An 18,883-nucleotide genomic window follows, 5' to 3' on the forward strand; every position below is an offset into this window, starting at 1 on the left:
TAGTTAGAAGGAACAGTGATGCTCAACCCTGAGAAAGTGCTTGAAACGTTACACATATTGCGTGAACGCTTTGGTCCACGCGTCTTGCATACTCAACGTGATCCACTTGATGAGCTGGTTTTGACGATTCTTTCGCAAAATACTTCCGACCGTAATAGTGGTCGGGCTTTTCGCGAACTCAAAGGGCGCTACCCAACGTGGGCGGCAGTGCTCAACGCCGAATCAAGCGAGTTAGAGGAAACAATTCGCGTTGGTGGGTTGGCTAAAATCAAGGCGGCGCGGATTCAAAATACCTTGGCGGTAATTTTGGAGCAACGCGGCGAATTTAGCCTCGATTTTCTGCGCGAGCTAGGTTTGCACGAAGCGCGGGCTTGGCTGACCGCACTGCCGGGCATTGGCCCCAAAACGGCGGGCTGTGTGCTCTGTTTTGCCTGCAATCAGCCCGCCATGATCGTCGATACCCACATTCATCGCGTGGCCAAACGGGTTGGCATGATTGGGCCTAAAGTTTCTGCCGATGCTGCCCACGATTTGCTTGAGTCGGCTGTGCCAGTTGATCAAATGTATCAATTTCATGTCAGTGTGTTGTTGCATGGCCGCCAAATTTGCCATGCCCAACGCCCAGCCTGCGAGCGCTGCCCATTAACCGAGATTTGCGATTTTTATCAAGCCAATTCAACATCATAGCTGGACTTGATGTAGGTCGATTAGCACGAATGTGATCAACAAAAACGATTGCGTTCAGCAGAAATGCGCCACTCCAAGCAGTTTGTTCGCCAATAAAACATATTCTTACTAGCGCTAGCATGTTTTAATCATTTTGCTAGCGCGATTGTTGTGAAAATACGCGAAACCTGCTAAAATCTGCTTTGAAACCGATTCCAAATATGGGTTTTAAGCGATATCAAACCAAAAGCTGCATTGCCAAGCGTCGCAACCTACCGTACAATAGTTGGCGTGGGGCAATGTAGCTAGAGTATGCAGACAAAGCATGTTTGCAAGGAGTACTCCGGCATGACTCAGCGTGCCTTTCCTTCCGATTTCCTCTGGGGTTCCGCCACATCGTCGTATCAAATTGAAGGCGCTGCGTTTGCCGATGGCCGTAGCGAATCGATTTGGGATCGTTTTTGTAAACAACCAGGCGCTATTTTAGATCAATCCAATGGTGATATTGCTTGCGATCATTACAATCGCTATCGTGATGATGTTGCTTTGATGGCGCGTTTGGGTCTACAAGCCTATCGATTTTCGGTGGCTTGGCCACGCGTGTTGCCCAATGGACGTGGTGCGGTCAATCAGGCTGGCCTTGATTTTTATCGGCGCTTGGTCGATGAACTACTGCAACACAACATTCGGCCATTTGTAACGCTCTACCACTGGGATTTGCCGCAAATTCTCGAAGATGCTGGCGGTTGGCCTGAGCGGGCTACGGCTGAAGCTTTTGTTGAATATGCCGATGCGGTCAGCCGTGCCTTGGGCGATACTGTCAAAGATTGGATTACTCACAACGAGCCATGGTGTGCAGGGTTGCTCGGCTACCAAATTGGCGAACATGCTCCAGGCCGAAAAAATTGGAATGACGGCTTGAAGGCCAGCCATCATCTTTTGCTTTCGCACGGCTGGGCGGTTGATGTAATTCGGCGCAACGTACCACAGGCTAGCGTTGGGATCACGCTGAACTTTACGCCAGCGATGCCTGCTTCACGTAGTACCGAAGATTTGAATGCAACCCGCCACTTTGATGGTTTCTTCAATCGCTGGTTCCTCGACCCAGTGTATGGCCGCGAATATCCTGCCGATATGGTGCGCGATTACACTGAACTTGGCTACTTGCCTAATGGCCTCGATTTTGTTCACGATGGCGACTTCAAGGCCATGGCCGCAACTACCGATTTCTTGGGTGTAAACTACTACAGTCGGGCGGTGATTCACGATCCCAAAACTGGAACCGCGCCCAAACTAGATTCCGAATATACCGATATTGGCTGGGAAGTGTACCCTCAAGGCTTAGGCGATTTGCTCAAGCGCTTGGCCTTTGCCTACAACCCAGGCAAAATTTATGTGACTGAAAATGGTGCTAGCTACAACGATGGCCCTGACGCGCATGGCGAAGTCAATGATACCCGTCGCACCCAATATTTGCACGATCACCTGAGCGTTTGCTCCGATGCAATTGCTGCTGGGGTGCCATTGGCGGGCTACTTTGTCTGGTCATTGATGGATAACTTTGAGTGGGCCAAGGGCTATAGCCAACGCTTTGGCGTGATTTGGGTCGATTACGAAACCCAACAACGCATCCCCAAGGCTAGCGCTCATTGGTATAGCCGTGTGGTCAAGGCCAACGCCGTCCAACCATTGGAAGTTTTAGCCTAAGTTTTCGTTCGTAGCGGCGGATTTGCGCTTGTTGCTGATCCGCCGCAACCCATAGCACGCCCCAATTCCAACCCCTAACCAAACGCCAATTCCTATCAATGTACGCCACGGCCAACTTGCCCCATGCAAAGTTAATGGTTGGCGATATTCCATGCGTTTGGCGGCAAATTGAGCACTAGCTTGGTCTTGATCTATCGCAAATCGGACAAGCGCCTGCTCGAACATATTGCCTTGTTGTGCTAAATCAAGTTCGTGATAGGTCATTTGCTGCTGCTCGGCCCAGGTTTGAGCCTGTTGATTCGGGCCAAACCCAACCAAACGATCGATGTGCGTAGCTGCTTGATAGCGTGGGATCAGTTGTAAGCCATGGGCTGAGCGAATGTTTGGCTCTGCGCCAATTGTCCGAAAATCGTAAACCCACGAACCTGTATAAACATCGAAAAAGGCTGCTAACGCTAGCTCGTCAACCCCTTGGCTGAGCCAAATGCCCAGCGTTTGCTTGGGCCAATAGAATGCCGCATTCAGCAGATAAACACTATCGCTTGGGGTTATGCTGAAAGGCTGCATTGTAGCATGTTCAAGGTAGCTTTGGTCTGAATAATTGATCATGTCGGCCAACTGCTGACTTACATCTGCACCATGCATTTTTTGCAAGAAATACAGGGTTGCATCAATCCCCGAGGTTAATCCGGCTGTGGTGATTATCTGTTGATTGATATCGACATAACGTTGATTATTTTGCCATTTAACCTTGGGATAGCGCTTTTGTAAACTACTCAGATCGGCCCAGTGGGCGGTGGCTGGCAAGCCATCGAGCAATCCGCTTTCAGCTAAAACCTCAGCCCCAGTACACCATGACATCACCGTGCTGGCTGCTTGGGATTGTTGGCGCAGCCATGCCAAAACTGGTTGATTTTGGCTGGCCTGAATTTCAGTAATTGCAGGCACAATCACTAGCGCTGGTGGTTGCTTGAGCAACGTTGCAAGGCCTGCAAAAGAATAATCAGGCAGCAAATCAAGCCCACCGCTGAGGCTGCGCACGCTGCTTGTTTCGGCCACTGTATAGACATTATACAAGCCTGTTTTGGCTAATAAGGCATAGGGTGCGAGCACATCGGTAATTTCGCTAACCGTATTGCCAAGCAGAATTACGGCGGTTGGTTTTTGGGCATCATATACTATTGGCTGTGATTGAATGTTGGGTTTATCGCTGCGAATACTCATCGCCACCTGCATTGAATAATAGCTGCCAATGCTGGCGGCTAACAATAACGGTAGGCAAGCTAGCAGCAAATAACCGAGGCGCGTAAGCTGACGTTTTAGCATTGATTTGGCTCCTGAGTATGCCGTGATTGGGTGGGATTTGTGCCAAAGTAGCGTTGCCAAAGCCGCCGAAAATGGCGAGTATCGCTGAACCCAACTTGCTGCGCGATGTGTTCAATGCTCCAAGCGGGGTTATGTAGTAAATTGGCGGCTAGCTCTAAACGTAATTGTTGTTGATAGCTAATGGGTGTTAGGCCAAGCGTGGTGCGAAATGCCCGATTGAGTGAGCGAACACTTAATTTGGCGATTGCAGCCAGTTGTTCAAGGCTGATCGTTTCGGCTAAATGTTCGGCAAGATAGTCTTGAACCCGATGAACTCCGATATGCAGATGGTTGCGATATTGCAAATAGACGCTGTGCTGGGTTTGCTGGCCGCTGCGTCGCAGATACAGCACCAATTGGCGGGCGATTTTCGCTACCAACAACGCATCATAATCTTGTTCAACCAGTGCCAAGGCCAGATCAATGCCTGTGCTAATTCCAGCGCTGGTGATAATTCGATCAGCTTGAATATATAACACATTTTGGCGTACTTGAGCTTTGGGATAGCGTTGTTGTAATAATTCCAGTGCTGACCAATGGGTTGTGCATGGGCGATTATCGAGCAGGCCTGCCTCGCCAAGCACAAATGCGCCACTACAAATTGCGGCAATTCGACAGCCAGCCGCAGCGCTAGCCTGCAGCCAATGTGTAATCTTTGGATCGATTGGAGTACTGAGATCGGCGTAATAATCGAGCTGCACCCCCGGAATCAAAATCGTGGCTTCTGGTTGGATTTCGGGTAAGCCCGATTGGGTTTGTAGTACCAAACCTTGGGCACTGGTGACGACTGAATCTATACCACAAAATATTAATTGATAGTTTGCGCCTTGCAACATTGCCTCAAAAAACACTTGGCTTGGGCCAGCGCAATCGAGCAATTGCACATGCGGCAAGAGCAATACATAGATTGGCCTGATCGATTCCTGCATGGCGACTCCTTCGGACTAGTTGGGTAGAATCTGGCCATAAGCATAACCAGCGATCAGCCGTGCTACAAGGCTCAATCGCGCCAATCAGCGGACGGATTTGGCCAATTTGATCCACGAAGGACACGAAGAGCGCGAAGGTTAAGTTTTTAGCCACAGATTGCCACAGATTTGTATGATTATTTTGCTGTGCCACATGCTTGAACCTTGACTACTGGCCCCTGATCCCTGAATCCTAGCCCTTTTTTGCCTTTTGCCTTTTGACTTCTGACTTATCTCAGCCTACTTGACGAAAGTATATTGCATCGTTTACAATCATTTCTGTAAGCGTTTGCAAGAATAAAAAACCGAACAAGCCTCTCTAGGTGCAAAACCCCACAATCGTTCTGTAAATGCTTACAATTCACAATCCAGTTCGCAGATGCAAAGGCGCAACAACGCAATGAGCAAAAAACTCGAACAACCAACCCAAACCCTAAAAACGCCCCGAGGCCGCCGCCCGAATGGCAATGGCCTTAGCAGCACCACGATTATGGATGTGGCGCGTGAAGCTGGTGTCTCGTATGCAACTGTCTCGCGAGTGGTCAATAACAAAGAATATGTTAAATCGGATACTCGTGAACGGGTGCTGAAAGCGATTACAAGCTTGGGCTATGTCGTCAACCAGCAGGCCAGAAGTTTGGCTGGTGGGCGCTCATATGCAGTTGGGTTGTTGGTGCGCGATCTTGGCTCAAGCTATATGGGTGAAATTGTGCGCGGGATTGACGAGTCGCTCAGTGCTGCTCAATACAATCTGATGCTCTATACCACCCATCGCCGCAAAATCAAAGAACGGATTTACGTCAACAATTTGATCCAGGGCATGACTGATGGGCTGCTCTTGGTTTTGCCAGAAAACCTTGAAGCCTATTTGGAAACTCTTGATCAGACCAACTTCCCCTATGTCCTGATCGATCATCAAGGGCTTGACGAGCGCACTCCAGTGGTGATTACCACTAATTGGCAGGGTGGCTACGATGCCACGCGCTATCTGATTGAGCTTGGTCATCGACGGATTGGGTTTCTGACGGGCATGATGGATATGCGCAGCTCGCAAGATCGCCTGAGTGGTTATCAAGCAGCGCTGCGTGACCATGGTTTGCCAGCCGATCCACAACTCGTGTATGAAGGAACCTATTATCAACCTGAAGGCTACGCTGGGGCACAAAGCCTGTTGCGGCTGCCAGAGCCACCAACAGCAATTTTTGCCTCGAACGATGTAATGGCCTTTGGGGTGATGGAAGCGGTTCGCGATGCCGGATTGCGGATTCCAAGTGACATCTCGGTGATTGGCTTTGATGATATTGCGCAAGCCTCGCAGGTAGCACCGCCATTGACGACGGTCGCCCAGCCATTAGAACAACTGGGACGCGAAGCTGTTCGAATGTTGCTAGCTCGGATCAATAATCCTGAGCAACCGATAGCGCGTACCATTTTGCCAACTACCTTGATTATTCGCCAATCGTGCGACGTTCCTCGGAACGTGTAACGCGACAAAGTTGTCGCCCGCCTGTGACGTAGGGCCCACTGAGCAGCGCGGGTGTGTGGATAGAACGATCTATCGCATACAGAAAGGGTATCCACCATGAAGCTACGGTTTCCTGCGTTGATGTTGCTGGTTATTATCTTTACCAGCATGTTGGCCGCATGTGGTGATGCGTCAACCCTCACACCACAAGCAACTCAAGCACCAAGTACAACCGCCCCAGCCGCTACTGCAACAGAAGCTCCTGCCACGGGCAGCACCGATCCAACCGCCGAACCAACTGCTGCTGCAACCACAGATACCGGTTCCACGAGCAGTGATGGCAAACTATTTTTGACGGTTTCAGACCAACAACAATCAACTTGGGTGCGCAATTTCAACCCATTTGCTAGTGATAACCGCTGGCCAACTGCCGCCGGGATTTACGAGCCAATGTTTATTTACAACATTGCCACCGGTAAAATCGAGCCATGGCTCGCCACCGAATGGGCTTGGAATAGCGATAACACCGAGTTGACCTTCACTATCCGCGATGGCGTGAAGTGGTCAGACGGCGAAGCATTTAGCTCAAAAGACGTTGCCTACACGCTCAATTTGATGAAAGAAAACGAAAAGCTGCAAGGCAATGGCCGCGCTGCAATGCGTTTTGTTGATAGCGTCGCTGCCGATGGCAATAAAGTTGTCGTGAAGTTCAGCGAAGTTTCAACCATCGCGCTGTATGATATTGGCCATCAAATGATTGTGCCAGAACATATCTGGAGCAAGATCGCTGATCCAGTGACCTTCACCAACGAAACTCCAGTTGCAACCGGTCCATTCACCGAAATCATCCGCTTCCAAGACCAAATCTGGGAACTTGGCAAGAATCCAAACTACTGGCAAGCTGGCAAACCATATATCGATGGTATTCGCCAACCAGCCTACCCCAGCAACGATGCCGCCAACTTGGCAACGATCAATGGCGAAAACGACTTGGCTAGCAACTTCATTCCTGATGTTGAAAACACCTATGTCGCCAAAGATCCTGAAAACAACCACTACTGGTTCCCACCAGTCAATGCGCCAGTGATGTTGCTCTTGAACACCACCAAGGCTCCATTCAACGATCCTAACGTGCGCAAAGCGATCAGCATGGGCTTCGATCGCCAACAAATTACTGAAATTGCTACCTACAGCTACAACGGCCCTTCAGATGCAACTGGTTTGCCTGAATCGTTTGCTGATTGGAAAAACCCTGAAGCCGTTGCTGCTGGCGATTGGGTCAACTTTGATGTTGAAAAAGCCAATGCAATGTTGGATGCTGCTGGCCTGACCCGTGGCGCTGATGGGATTCGCGTATTGCCCGATGGCACGCCAATGACCTACGATATCAACGTGGTTTCTGGCTGGACCGACTGGGTGACCACCGACCAAATCATTGCTGAAAGCTTGAAAGAAATCGGCATCAACGCCACTACCCGTACCTACGACTTTAGCGCTTGGTTCGATAAAGTTCAAAAGGGCGAGTTTGATATGTCGATTGGCTGGAGCAACAATGCCCCAACCCCACTCCAATTCTATCGTGGCTTGATGTCAGGTGAAACCGCCGATACCCCAATTGGCGAAGCCAACGGCGACAACTGGCACCGCTATGGTAATCCAAAGGTCGATGAATTGTACTCACAATTTGTCAAAACCTCAGACCCAGCCGAACAAAAGAAAATCATGAACGAAATTCAGATGATCTTTGTTCAAGAAGCCCCAGCTATCCCAATTATGCCAAACATCTATTGGGGTGAATACAACACCAAACGCTTTACCAACTTCCCGAACGAAGAAAACCCCTATGTCTTGCTTTCATCGTTCGCCCAACCCGACCGCTTGATCCTCTTGACCAACATCAAACCAAAATAAGCTGTGTCTGGTTTGGTCGTGTGCTGGAGCCACTAGGCTCCAGCACCAACCCGACCCAGGCGCGAAACCCTGAAAGGAAGAACCATGCGTTTCTTGTTGCGACGGCTGGGCTTTTACGCGGTCGCGGCTTGGGTCTCGCTTACCGTCAATTTCTACCTACCCCGGCTTATGCCTGGTGACCCAGCCTCGGCTATCTTCGCCCGTTTTCAAGGCCGCCTACGCCCTGAAGAAATCGATTCGCTGCGCAAAGCTTATGGCCTAAGCGATGCCCCTTTGCTTGAACAATATTTCAACTACTTGAGAAGTTTGAGTCGCGGAGAGTTTGGCATCTCGATCAATTTCTTTCCGGCCCAAGTTACCGATGTGATTTCAACTGGATTTATGTGGACTATCTTGTTGGCTGGTTTAGCCACCGTGATTAGCTTTTTCTTGGGCAATGTCTTGGGGATTATCGGCGCTTGGCGGCGCAATGGCATCCTCGATTCGGTCGCTCCACCTTTACTAACCTTCATCGGCGCATTTCCCTACTTCTTCTTAGCCATGATTGCGCTGTATTTCCTTGCATTTCAAGCAGGCTGGTTCCCGTTACGACACGCCTATAGCGATGCGCTATCGGTTGATTGGGGCAGCCTCACCTTTATAAAGAGTGTTATCTCGCACATGATTTTGCCAGCAAGCTGTATTGTGCTGGCCTCGATTGGCGGTTGGATGCTCGGCATGCGCAATACCATGGTTGGGATTCTCTCCGAGGATTACATCACCATGGCGCAGGCTAAGGGTTTATCGCAACAACGAATTATGTTTAGCTATGCTGCCCGCAATGCCTTATTGCCAAATGTTACCTCGTTTGGGATGGCACTCGGCTTTGTGCTCAGCGGCTCCTTGCTCACCGAAATTATCTTTGCCTATCCAGGCTTGGGCTATTTGCTGTTGCAAGCAGTTCGCAACTTGGATTACCCATTGATGCAGGGCTTGTTTTTGATGATTACGTTTGCGGTGCTTGGGGCCAATCTGTTGGTTGACATATTGTATGTGTGGCTTGATCCACGCACTCGACGCTAGGAGTTGTGCCATGCAAGCATCACCGGAGAAAACCTTGGCTTCAAAGGCTGCCGAAACTTCCAAAACAAGCCGTCCATGGTTGGCACACTGGCCGTTGCTACGGGCATTCTTGCGTAATCGCAAGGCGATGCTCGGCGTAAGCATTATGTTCTTCTTTGTGATGGTGGCCCTGCTGGCCCCATGGATTGCCCCAGGCAACCCCAAAAAGATGGAAAGCCGTGCCCACTTGGCCCCAGCTTGGATCGCTGATAAGCCTGCTCCAGGTGGCAAAACCTTCTTACTTGGCACAACTGGTCAAGGCCAAGATGTGTTTCGTCAGCTGGTTTGGGGCTCACGTTTATCGCTCACGGTTGGCCTGAGTGTCGGCATTGCCTCAACGATTTTGGGCACAATTATCGGCTTGACCGCTGGCTATCTGGGTGGTTGGGTTGATGATGTGCTCTCATTGTTGACCAATGTGATGCTGATTATTCCTGGTATGCCGTTGTTGGTTATTCTTGCGGCCTTTCTCAAGCCAGGGCCGGTGACCGTTGTAATGGTGCTGACCATTACCGGGTGGGCTTGGCCAGCCCGCGTTATGCGTTCGCAGGTGCTTTCGCTTAGGGCCAAAGATTTTATCGCGGCCTCGGTGGTGAGCGGCGAACGAACTCCACGGATTTTGTTTAGCGAAGTCTTGCCAAATATGTCCTCGGTGTTTGTTGGGAGCATGGTTGGTTCGACGGTGTATGCAATTGGCGCTGATGTTGGTTTGGCCTTCCTTGGCTTGACCGATGTTGGCACAACCAGCTGGGGCACGATGCTCTACTGGGCGCAAAATAATGCTGGCATCTTGACCGGAGCTTGGTGGACATTCGTCCCAGTCGGCATTTGTATTGCCTTGTGTGCCTTTGCCTTAACCATGCTGAACTATGCCCTTGACGAAATTACCAACCCTCGCTTACGTGCCGAAAAGGAGACCACTCATGGCAAGCGCTCCCGTGCCAACGTCCTTGTCACCCCAGTCATCCGCAAGTAGTGCGGCTGAGCCGTTGCTCGATGTTCAGAACCTATCGGTCGAATACCAGACGTTGCGCGGCCCAGTCCAAGCTGTTTCCAACGTTTCGTTTAGCATCGGCCAAGGCGAGGTTTTTGGCCTTGCTGGCGAGTCGGGCAGCGGTAAATCGACAATTGCCCACGCAATTATGCGGATTTTGCATTCGCCCGCAGTGATTACTGGTGGCAATGTGCTATTCGATGGCGATGATGTGCTTGAAATGGATATGGAAGGCCTCGAAGCGTTCCGTTGGCGCGATATTTCGATGGTGTTTCAAAGCGCCATGAATGCGCTCAATCCAGTTTTGACCGTTGGCGAACAGATTATCGATGTGATCCAACGCCATCAGCCTAAAACGACCAAGCAACAGGCCAAAGATCGTGCCGCCGAATTGCTTGATATTGTGGGGATCGATGGGAAGCGGGTTGATGATTATCCGCATCAACTTTCTGGTGGTATGCGCCAACGGGTGGTGATTGCGGTTGCCCTCGCACTCAAACCACAGTTGATGATTATGGACGAGCCAACCACCGCGCTTGATGTGGTGGTGCAAAAAGATATTATGCAGCAAATCGAGTATCTCAAAAAAGAGCTTGATTTCTCGATTTTGTTTATTACCCACGACTTATCGCTGATGGTCGAGTTTTCCGACCGCATCGGTGTGATGTATGCTGGCGAGATTGTCGAAATGACTGCTGCTCACGAGCTATTCAACAAGCCTATGCATCCCTACACCCAAGGCTTGATGGCTTCGTTCCCTGCCTTGGTTGGCCCCAAGGAAACCCTGACTGGGATTCCTGGTTCGCCGCCAAATATGCTCGAACCACCAAGCGGTTGTCGCTTTCACCCACGCTGCCCCAAGGCGATTGCTCAGTGTTCACTGCAACAACCAACCCTACGCGAAGTTGAACCAGGCCATTTTGTGGCTTGTCACTTGTACTGAGGTGCATCATGACCAAAACTGTGTTAACTGCTGAGCAGTGGAAATTAGCTGAATCTCCCGACCCGGTGGTCTTGGAAGTGCGCAATTTGACCAAACGCTTTCCAGTTGGTGGTCTGTTTCGCAGCAAACAGGTCCATGCCTTAACCGATGTGTCATTTGCAATTCGCCGTGGTGAGGTGTTGGCGGTCGTGGGCGAATCAGGCAGCGGCAAAAGCACCGCCGCTCGGTTGATCGCTCGCTTGATGGAGCCAACCAGTGGCGAGATTATCTTCCGTGGCCAAAATGTGCTGCAAACTGAGAAACGTGGTGCTTCGCTGAGCTATCGCAGCGGCGTACAAATGATTTTTCAAGATCCATTTGGCTCGATGAACCCAACCCACTCGGTGGCGCATCACATTATGCGACCATTGCAAATTCATCATAAAGTTGAGCGACGCAGCGATTTGTTGCCACGAGTGCATGAGTTGCTGGCGACGGTCGGCCTGAATCCACCAGCCGATATTGCCAATAAATACCCACACGAGTTATCTGGTGGGCAACGTCAACGGGTGGCGATCGCCCGCGCCTTGGCCGTTGATCCGGAAATCGTGCTGGCCGACGAACCAATTTCGATGCTCGATGTTTCGATTCGGATTGGCGTTTTGAATTTGATGGCCAAGCTCAAAAAAGAGATTGGCATCGGCTACCTCTACATTACCCACGATATTGCCAGCGCCCGCTATTTTGCCGACCGGATTATGGTGTTGTATGCAGGCCAAATGATGGAAGGTGCTGATAGTGACGAGTTGATCGGCAACCCCGCCCATCCCTATACAAAATTGTTGCTTTCGGCTGTGCCAAACCCCGAAGTGGCGCTTGGTCAGCGTGAAGTTGTCGCCCGTGGTGAGCCGCCTTCCTTGATCGATCCGCCGCCTGGTTGCCCATTTGCGGCGCGTTGCCCTCAAGTCAAGGATGTTTGTCGTAAAGTAATGCCCGATGTGCAGACGATTGCGCCAAATCACTGGGTTCGTTGCCATTTGTATGGTGAGGGCACTGGAGGAACTGCGGCATGAGCGTGACGCTGACTGCCAACGGTCTTGCAGTCAATGGTCAGGAAGTGCCGGTTTATTCCGGCACTATTCACTATTGGCGTTTAGAGCGCGACCGCTGGGACTATATTCTCGACCAAGCTAAGGCGCTTGGGTTTTCGATGATCGAAACCTACATTCCTTGGGGCGTGCATGAAACCGCTCCCGGTCAATACGATTGGGGCCAAATCGATCCACGCAAAGATCTCGCGGCCTTTATGCGTTTGTGCCATGAACGGGGAATCTGGCTCATTGCGCGGCCTGGGCCATTGATCAATGCTGAATTGACCGACTTTGGCTTTCCCCAATGGATTTTGGACGATCCAGCGATGCAAGCTCGCACCGTGCTGGATACCATGCATATGAGCTTAGCAGCGGGTTTGCATCCACCACATCAATTTCCCGTGCCATCGTATACCAGCCCTGAATATTTGGCCGCCGTGGGCGTTTGGTTCGACCACATGTGCCAAGTGATTGTGCCGCAACTTGCGCCGCATGGGCCAATTGTCGCGGTGCAAAGCGATAATGAAACCTGCTATATGTTTCATGAGCAAGCTTATGCGACCGATTACAGCCCTTCGTCGTTGGCCTTGTATCAAGCAATGTTGGCTGAGCAATATGGCGCAATCGAAGAATTGAATCAAGCCTATGCGACCAACTATGCCAATTTCAGCGAAGTGATTGCGCCGCGCGATGCCGATATCGCCAGCCGCCCCGATTTAGTGGCTCACCTCGATTGGGTGCGCTACAAAGAAGTGCATGTTAATTGGATTGTCGCGACCATGGCCGATATGCTGCGTGAGCGTGGCGTGGTTGATGTGCCATTATTCCACGATGTAGCCTTCCAGTATCGCACGCCGCTGGATATTAACGCCATGGAAGCCAACGGCCATGTCGATTGGGTTGGGATCAACTATTATCGCCAACCACAAGGCTTTGATGGCGCGATCACCTTAGTGCGCTATATGGCTGGTACCACGCGCCTGCCGTTTATCCCTGAATTTGGCAGCGGCTTGTGGATTCACCATGCGCTCACGCCACGGCCTGAAGAAGCAGAATTTGTAACTTTAGCGGCCTTGATGTATGGAATTAAAGCCTTCAATTTCTATATGTTGGTCGAGCGTGATCGTTGGTTGGCCTGCCCAATCACTCGTCATGGCGATTATCGACCGGAATATGCGCAATTGTTTGAGCGCTTGATGGGCTTTTTGCAGCAGCAACAATGGTGGAACTTCCAGCGCAAACCTGAAGTTTTGGTGCTGATGAGCTATGATCTTGGGCGCTATTGGGCCGCCACTTCAACCTTGCACTATGGCCATGTTGATTTACTCGGCCTGCCGCCAGCATTAAATCGGGTCGAATTGGATTTGGGCTTTAGCACCGATCTCGAAGTTGAAAGCGACGATTTTCATCCGCAAAGTTGGTATGGCTCGTTGCGGAGCACGCTCGATGCCAACCATATCGACTACGATTTGAGCGATAGCCATTTGCGCAGCTCACGAATTGCTGACTATAAATTGGTGTTTGCCCAGAGCGTCGATTGGATGAGCCGCGCCGATCAACAGCGGTTGTTGCAGGCTGCCGAAACTGGTGCAACCGTTTGGCTTGGCCCGACCTTGCCAACCCTTGACGAATACTTCCAGCCCTGCACAATCTTGGCTGATCAATTGGCGGGCAAACGCCAAGTTGCCTTGGGCAGTGGCCATTTGGGCTTACTGAGCCAAGCCGAATTAGGCGCATTTTGTGCCGAAGTTGCAGCGGGTTTGCCTGTACGGCCCCAAAACCCTCAATTGGCGGTTACCAGCCATCGTCACCAAGGCCGCGAAATTCTGTTTGTAGCCAACCCAACCGCTGAAACGATTAACTCAAGCTTGGATTTTGCCCATCCTGTGCGCTTAACCAGCTTGTGGGGAGCATTCGCTGGCGCTGATCTTCAACAACAGCAGCCGATTAGCCTAGCAGCCTACACGATTGCAATTGTCGAGGTGCAGCATGATTGATCGTTTTTGGCAGGTGTTGGATCTTGACCCAATCACATGGCGCAATATTGGGCGCTTTATCGAGGTTGGCAAATACATCCAAGCTGCGCGGCCTGGCGAACATGGCTTATATGTGCTCCACGATGGTCAGAACATTTTACGGGCGGTTGATAGCAACAATCATGTGCAACGTGAAATTACTGGCAATTTGACTACCACGCCCCAAGCTTTAGCCGAAGAATTAGCGAGCGAAGGGCGTTGGGATCGGGTGCATGTGATTAGTAAGCAGCATTTGGCCGAGGTTGCCAAACAAGCTCAACAACCTGAGCAACGCAGTTTGAGTATGCCAGCGTACTATCATTTGGTCTATTCGTTGCTCTGGGGTGATGGCCAAGGCTATGTCACGGTTCCGCCGCCAGCAGGCCATTGGAACTATTGGACTTATCGTGGCATCGAGCAATTTGTGACCCAACTTGGCTCAGAGGCAGGTATGGCGCTGTGCGTATTTGATGGTGAACAATTGGCGATTGGCCTGATTGCTGAATTGCGCAATGGACAAGTCGCCTATGTGACAACTTTCGATGCCTATGCGGCTGAAGCTGCACCACAATTGAGCGCAACTGGTTTGGAGCAGCTATGGCAATTGCTCGAACAACGCGGCGTGCCAGCGGCAGCAGCATTAATCTGTAGCCGAGCAGCTTTTGAAGCGTGGTTGGTTGTGCCCGATAAAATTGCCAGCTTACGCCAAGCGGCTACAGCTGGTGAGGCTTGGTGGCGCTTGCGCGAGGCATTGTAGCAAAGCTATAGCTCAAAAACACCACTGAAGAGTTGCATCAATTGCCATGAAATACTATGATGCATGCAACGAATTTTTAATCATTACACTGCGTGGCAAGCATGAATCATGCAACAACTTTAGCGGCCTTACATGCTGCATTGGCCGAAATTCATAATCCAATGCAGCATGTCGATGTACTTAACCGATTAGTTGCCGAACTCCGTTTAGTTGACCATGAACAGGCTTGGGCACTCAACCATCAGGCCGAAGGTTTGGCGCGGATGGCGGGCGACGATGGCAAGCCTTATACTCAAGGGTTGATCGATTGTTTCTATTGGCGTTCTAAACTGCTGTTTAGCGAACAATCGTATCATCAGGCGTTAACCTACCTCTTTCGCGCCAGCAAACTGTGCCAATTAACCCCGCCCCGCCAGCCTAACCCGCATTGGCTTGATATCTTAGATACCAGTTTTCAATCAGCCTCGCTTGGCTCAGAAGATAGTGATGCATTTTTAGCTAGCGGCATTCACAGCGCGGCGGTACATAATGCCTTGGGCGTGTTGTTGATTGTGCTGGGCAACTATACCGAAGCTTTGCAATATTTGCAGCGGGCCAAACGCGATGCGATCCAATTAAATGATCAATGGTTTGAGGCTTTGGTCTGCAATAATTTGGGCTTTTTGCATTGCGAATTGCAAAGCCCCGAAATTGCCCTGAATGATCTTGCCCATGGTTTACGTTTGCTTGAAGCCATGGCCCAATTTCCGGCGCATCTGCGCATGCGAGCCGAAATTCTCGATAACAGCGGGCGGGCGGCGTGTGCCTTAAAGCAATTTGAGCAAGCTGTGAGCTATGGTGAGCAAGCACTGGCACTCTATCACGAAATCGATTGGCAACATGGCCAGGCCGAGTGTCATAATAATTTGGGTTTAGCGTATGCTGGGCTTGATCAACAAAATCGAGCAATTGAGCATTTTATGCAAGCCTATGAATTAGCTTGTGGCTCGAACAATATTCACGAAGCAATTGAAGCCTTGATTCGCCATGGAGTTTTGCTTAATCGAATTAAACATTATCAAGCCGCCCGCGTGATTCTTGAGCAAGCTTTGATTTCAGTCAATCCTACAATCAATCAACAAAAAGTTTATCGGGCACATCAAGCTTTGGCTGATACTTATGAGGCTTTGGGTGATTTTAAAGCCTCGTTGAAGCACTATAAAGCCTATTATGAATTAAAAGATACGGTTTTTAATGAGCAATCAGTGCGACGAATGCAAGTGTTGCAAACGATGTATCGTTTAGATGAAGCTCGTAATCAAGCAGCGCTGTATCATTTGCAAAATGATGATTTACATCAACAATTAGCTGATATTCAACAAATTAATTTGCAATTGGCTGAATGGGCTAAAACTGACTCACTGACCGAAATTCTCAATCGACGCGGCTTATACGAACAAATCGACCTCGCTTTGCAACATCAACAAACTGATGCCCAAGGCTGGGCTTGGATTATGTTTGATATTGATTTTTTCAAGGCGATTAATGATAGCTATGGCCACGATAGCGGCGACGAGGTGCTGCGCGGGATTGCCCAACGAGCGCGATTGGTGCTGCGCCATAGCGATGTCTTTGGGCGCTATGGCGGTGAGGAATTTTTGGTCTTTTTGCCGCATACCTCGATGCAAGAAGCCATTGTGATTGCCGAACGCTTGCGCACGGCGATTGCCAACACGCCGTATGTGGTTAAGCAAACTGCCGTCAATGTGACAATTAGCCTTGGAATTGCCTGGACAGAGCAAGTTGATGACCCTGAACGCCTGACCCAATTAGCCGATCAAGCGTTGTATCGTTCCAAGGCGGCGGGGCGCAATTGTTATACAATTGAGCGTTTTGATGCGCCAGTTAGCCAACTTTCAGCGTGATGCGTTGCTCAGAGGCGATTGCTAGTGTATTGGCAAGCGTCAGCAAATGTTCGTTGATATAGGCGCGATCGAATGGCTCAGTGATGGCTTGATCGGCTCCCCGCGTGATGATGCAGGCTTGCTCCCAGAGCATGGCCCGACGTTCTTGATCGTTACATGCTAGCGCAACTTCATTCAGTAACACCAACAAACGGGCAGTTACGGCGATTTCGCCTTTGGCATATTGGCGAATTTGGTTGAGCGCAGTGCCTAACATCTGGCGAAATGTAATTGTATTCGCAACCACCCGTAGCTGATCAAATTCGTCGTAGCGACATGGCGATTGCTCAGGGCGACGAATGGCCTGCGCCAGTACATCGCTCAACAAATCGATCGCATTAATCGCGGTGCTGGGGTCATTGACCGCAGGCGAAATCGCTTTGAGCGCAATATCCACGAGCTGGCGAATGCCAAACAACACATCATCAAACAACGTTCGTTCTAAACCAATCTCAAACACATCTTGAAATTCAGCGATGCTATCGGGATCAAGCTCACGTTGCGGAACCATGTGTAAGAGTGGATTGCCAGTTGGCACAAAATCGCCGACCGCCCGATCCATATAAATCACCACATCGAAGCGCTGAGCTAGCTCCAACAAAGGCACAGGATCGATCGCCTGAATATAGCCACCCTTGGCATTGTAAATCGTGGTTGGGGTTTCATTGGGGATTGGCGGTGGCGGAATTTGCTCCATCGCATGGCCCAGTGTTTCGGGGAAGCGCCGATCCAACACATCGATTGTGCGTTCGGCAGCGCGGGCAATCAAGACACTGGCTTGAATCGTCTCGGCGATGTGGTGTACAAAATAAATAAAGGCCACAATACTCAAGAGAGTTAACATAATGCTAGTGGCAAGTGAGAGAATCGGCACAAAGACAAACGATGCTTGATCGTTAATCTGGCCCAGCACCAGCAAACTATAAATAAATGTGCCAATAAATGTGCCCAGCACATATTGCGAAGGCGTATCGCGCATCACATTACGAATAATTCGCGGCGAAAATTGCTGCGACGCTAGTACCAAGGCTACCATAATGATCGAAAAGGTAACGGTGGTGACGGTGAGCATCGAACTGGTGACAGAAGAGAGAATCGCCCGCGCATCGTCGATCCCAGCCCGTAGAAAAGCCACATGATCAAAATCGAAAACTCGATCAAGTTCAACTGTGAAAAAGGCCAAAATAGCCGAGCCAATTGCCATGAGCGTGGGCCGAAACCATAACGATGAATCCAGCTTATGATACTGATTTTCGAGTTCGCGAGTTATGCGCATAGAGCCTCTAATGTGTGGAATAAGCAGTGTGGAGCATGGGCGCTGGGCCGTGTTGATCTTGCATCAAATTGTGGGTTTTGGCAAGTTTTGGTTGTGGCAATAACTCCGCTTCCTCGGGGCGTTGATTGAAATTTCGGCCTGGAAGATTGGCAAAAAAGCCACAACGTGGGTTTTAATCCCCTCGTCCTCGGGGCGTTGATTGAAATGCAATCAGCATCGAAGGGGACCACTTGGCAATGAGTTTTAATCCCCTCTTCCTCGGGGCGTTGATTGAAATCCATCGAAAATGCGATACGCAAAGTCCAGGCTTAATGTTTTAATCCCCTCTTCCTCGGGGCGTTGATTGAAATGTCGCAACAAATTTCCGGAAGCAATTTCCGGGATTTTGGTTTTAATCCCCTCTTTCTCGGGGCGTTGATTGAAATACACCTATCTTTTTGGCGAGTTGAAAAAGATAACTAAGTTTTAATCCCCTCTTCCTCGGGGCGTTGATTGAAATGCTTGCGCTGCATCAACTGTGGCGCTTATGGTAAGGGTTTTAATCCCCTCTTCCTCGGGGCGTTGATTGAAATACCACGCCGTGGTCGGATGATCAGATTCAGGGGACGTTTTAATCCCCTCTTCCTCGGGGCGTTGATTGAAATGCAGGACATCCTGCAGCTTGGCTATGTACAGTCTGTGTTTTAATCCCCTCTTCCTCGG

General features: G+C 50.3%; 14 protein-coding genes and 1 CRISPR repeat array. Of the genes, 11 read left to right on the forward strand and 3 right to left on the reverse strand.

Annotated features, from left to right (window positions below; genetic code table 11):
- Window positions 1–18: 18 nt before the first annotated feature.
- The gene (locus DEF47_RS23830) at window positions 19–687 is read left to right on the forward strand and encodes an endonuclease III domain-containing protein (protein WP_012189945.1); all 669 of its coding nucleotides are present in this window, start codon (window positions 19–21) and stop codon (window positions 685–687) included.
- A gap of 327 nt (window positions 688–1,014) precedes the next feature.
- On the forward strand, window positions 1,015–2,373 hold the full coding sequence (locus DEF47_RS23835) for a GH1 family beta-glucosidase (protein ID WP_012189944.1): 1,359 nt from the start codon (window positions 1,015–1,017) through the stop codon (window positions 2,371–2,373).
- On the opposite strand, the gene DEF47_RS23840 is transcribed toward DEF47_RS23835, so the two are convergent.
- On the reverse strand, window positions 2,365–3,699 hold the full coding sequence (locus tag DEF47_RS23840) for a DJ-1/PfpI family protein (RefSeq protein WP_012189943.1): 1,335 nt from the start codon (window positions 3,697–3,699) through the stop codon (window positions 2,365–2,367). The genes DEF47_RS23835 and DEF47_RS23840 overlap by 9 nt on opposite strands.
- Window positions 3,693–4,667, reverse strand: coding sequence for a GlxA family transcriptional regulator (locus tag DEF47_RS23845; protein ID WP_012189942.1), 975 nt, complete (start codon window positions 4,665–4,667; stop codon window positions 3,693–3,695). Before DEF47_RS23845 ends, DEF47_RS23840 begins: the two co-directional genes overlap by 7 nt.
- A 439-nt stretch (window positions 4,668–5,106) precedes the next feature.
- On the opposite strand from DEF47_RS23845, the gene DEF47_RS23850 reads away from it, so the two are divergent.
- From DEF47_RS23850 to DEF47_RS23890, 9 genes are all read left to right on the forward strand, one after another.
- On the forward strand, window positions 5,107–6,192 hold the full coding sequence (locus DEF47_RS23850) for a LacI family DNA-binding transcriptional regulator (protein ID WP_287045370.1): 1,086 nt from the start codon (window positions 5,107–5,109) through the stop codon (window positions 6,190–6,192).
- A gap of 96 nt (window positions 6,193–6,288) precedes the next feature.
- Complete coding sequence (locus DEF47_RS23855) at window positions 6,289–8,082, forward strand: ABC transporter substrate-binding protein (RefSeq protein ID WP_012189940.1); 1,794 nt, start codon at window positions 6,289–6,291, stop codon at window positions 8,080–8,082.
- An 84-nt stretch (window positions 8,083–8,166) separates the two neighbouring features.
- The gene (locus tag DEF47_RS23860) at window positions 8,167–9,144 is read left to right on the forward strand and encodes an ABC transporter permease (RefSeq protein ID WP_012189939.1); all 978 of its coding nucleotides are present in this window, start codon (window positions 8,167–8,169) and stop codon (window positions 9,142–9,144) included.
- Window positions 9,145–9,154: 10 nt separating this feature from the next.
- Window positions 9,155–10,159 carry an ABC transporter permease gene (locus DEF47_RS23865; RefSeq protein ID WP_012189938.1) on the forward strand — a complete coding sequence of 335 codons (1,005 nt, stop codon included), beginning with the start codon at window positions 9,155–9,157 and terminating at the stop codon, window positions 10,157–10,159.
- Window positions 10,107–11,120 (forward strand): ABC transporter ATP-binding protein, encoded by a 1,014-nt coding sequence (locus tag DEF47_RS23870; protein WP_012189937.1) that lies wholly within the window; start codon window positions 10,107–10,109, stop codon window positions 11,118–11,120. The genes DEF47_RS23865 and DEF47_RS23870 overlap by 53 nt, the downstream gene beginning before the upstream one ends.
- A gap of 8 nt (window positions 11,121–11,128) precedes the next feature.
- Entirely contained in the window at window positions 11,129–12,172 is a 1,044-nt protein-coding gene (locus DEF47_RS23875; RefSeq protein WP_012189936.1) for an ABC transporter ATP-binding protein, read from the forward strand.
- Window positions 12,169–14,187 (forward strand): beta-galactosidase, encoded by a 2,019-nt coding sequence (locus tag DEF47_RS23880; protein WP_012189935.1) that lies wholly within the window; start codon window positions 12,169–12,171, stop codon window positions 14,185–14,187. The genes DEF47_RS23875 and DEF47_RS23880 overlap by 4 nt, the downstream gene beginning before the upstream one ends.
- Window positions 14,180–14,962 (forward strand): hypothetical protein, encoded by a 783-nt coding sequence (locus DEF47_RS23885; protein ID WP_012189934.1) that lies wholly within the window; start codon window positions 14,180–14,182, stop codon window positions 14,960–14,962. Before DEF47_RS23880 ends, DEF47_RS23885 begins: the two co-directional genes overlap by 8 nt.
- A 101-nt stretch (window positions 14,963–15,063) precedes the next feature.
- Window positions 15,064–16,866 (forward strand): sensor domain-containing diguanylate cyclase, encoded by a 1,803-nt coding sequence (locus DEF47_RS23890; RefSeq protein WP_012189933.1) that lies wholly within the window; start codon window positions 15,064–15,066, stop codon window positions 16,864–16,866.
- Here DEF47_RS23890 and DEF47_RS23895 read toward each other — a convergent pair.
- Complete coding sequence (locus DEF47_RS23895; protein WP_012189932.1) at window positions 16,847–18,181, reverse strand: DUF2254 domain-containing protein; 1,335 nt, start codon at window positions 18,179–18,181, stop codon at window positions 16,847–16,849. The genes DEF47_RS23890 and DEF47_RS23895 overlap by 20 nt on opposite strands.
- A 169-nt stretch (window positions 18,182–18,350) precedes the next feature.
- Window positions 18,351–18,825: direct repeats of the CRISPR family, unit length 37 nt; unit sequence GTTTTAATCCCCTCTTCCTCGGGGCGTTGATTGAAAT.
- Window positions 18,826–18,883 lie beyond the last annotated feature (58 nt).

The organism is Herpetosiphon sp. (assembly GCF_003512625.1).
GTDB lineage: Bacteria > Chloroflexota > Chloroflexia > Chloroflexales > Herpetosiphonaceae > Herpetosiphon > Herpetosiphon aurantiacus.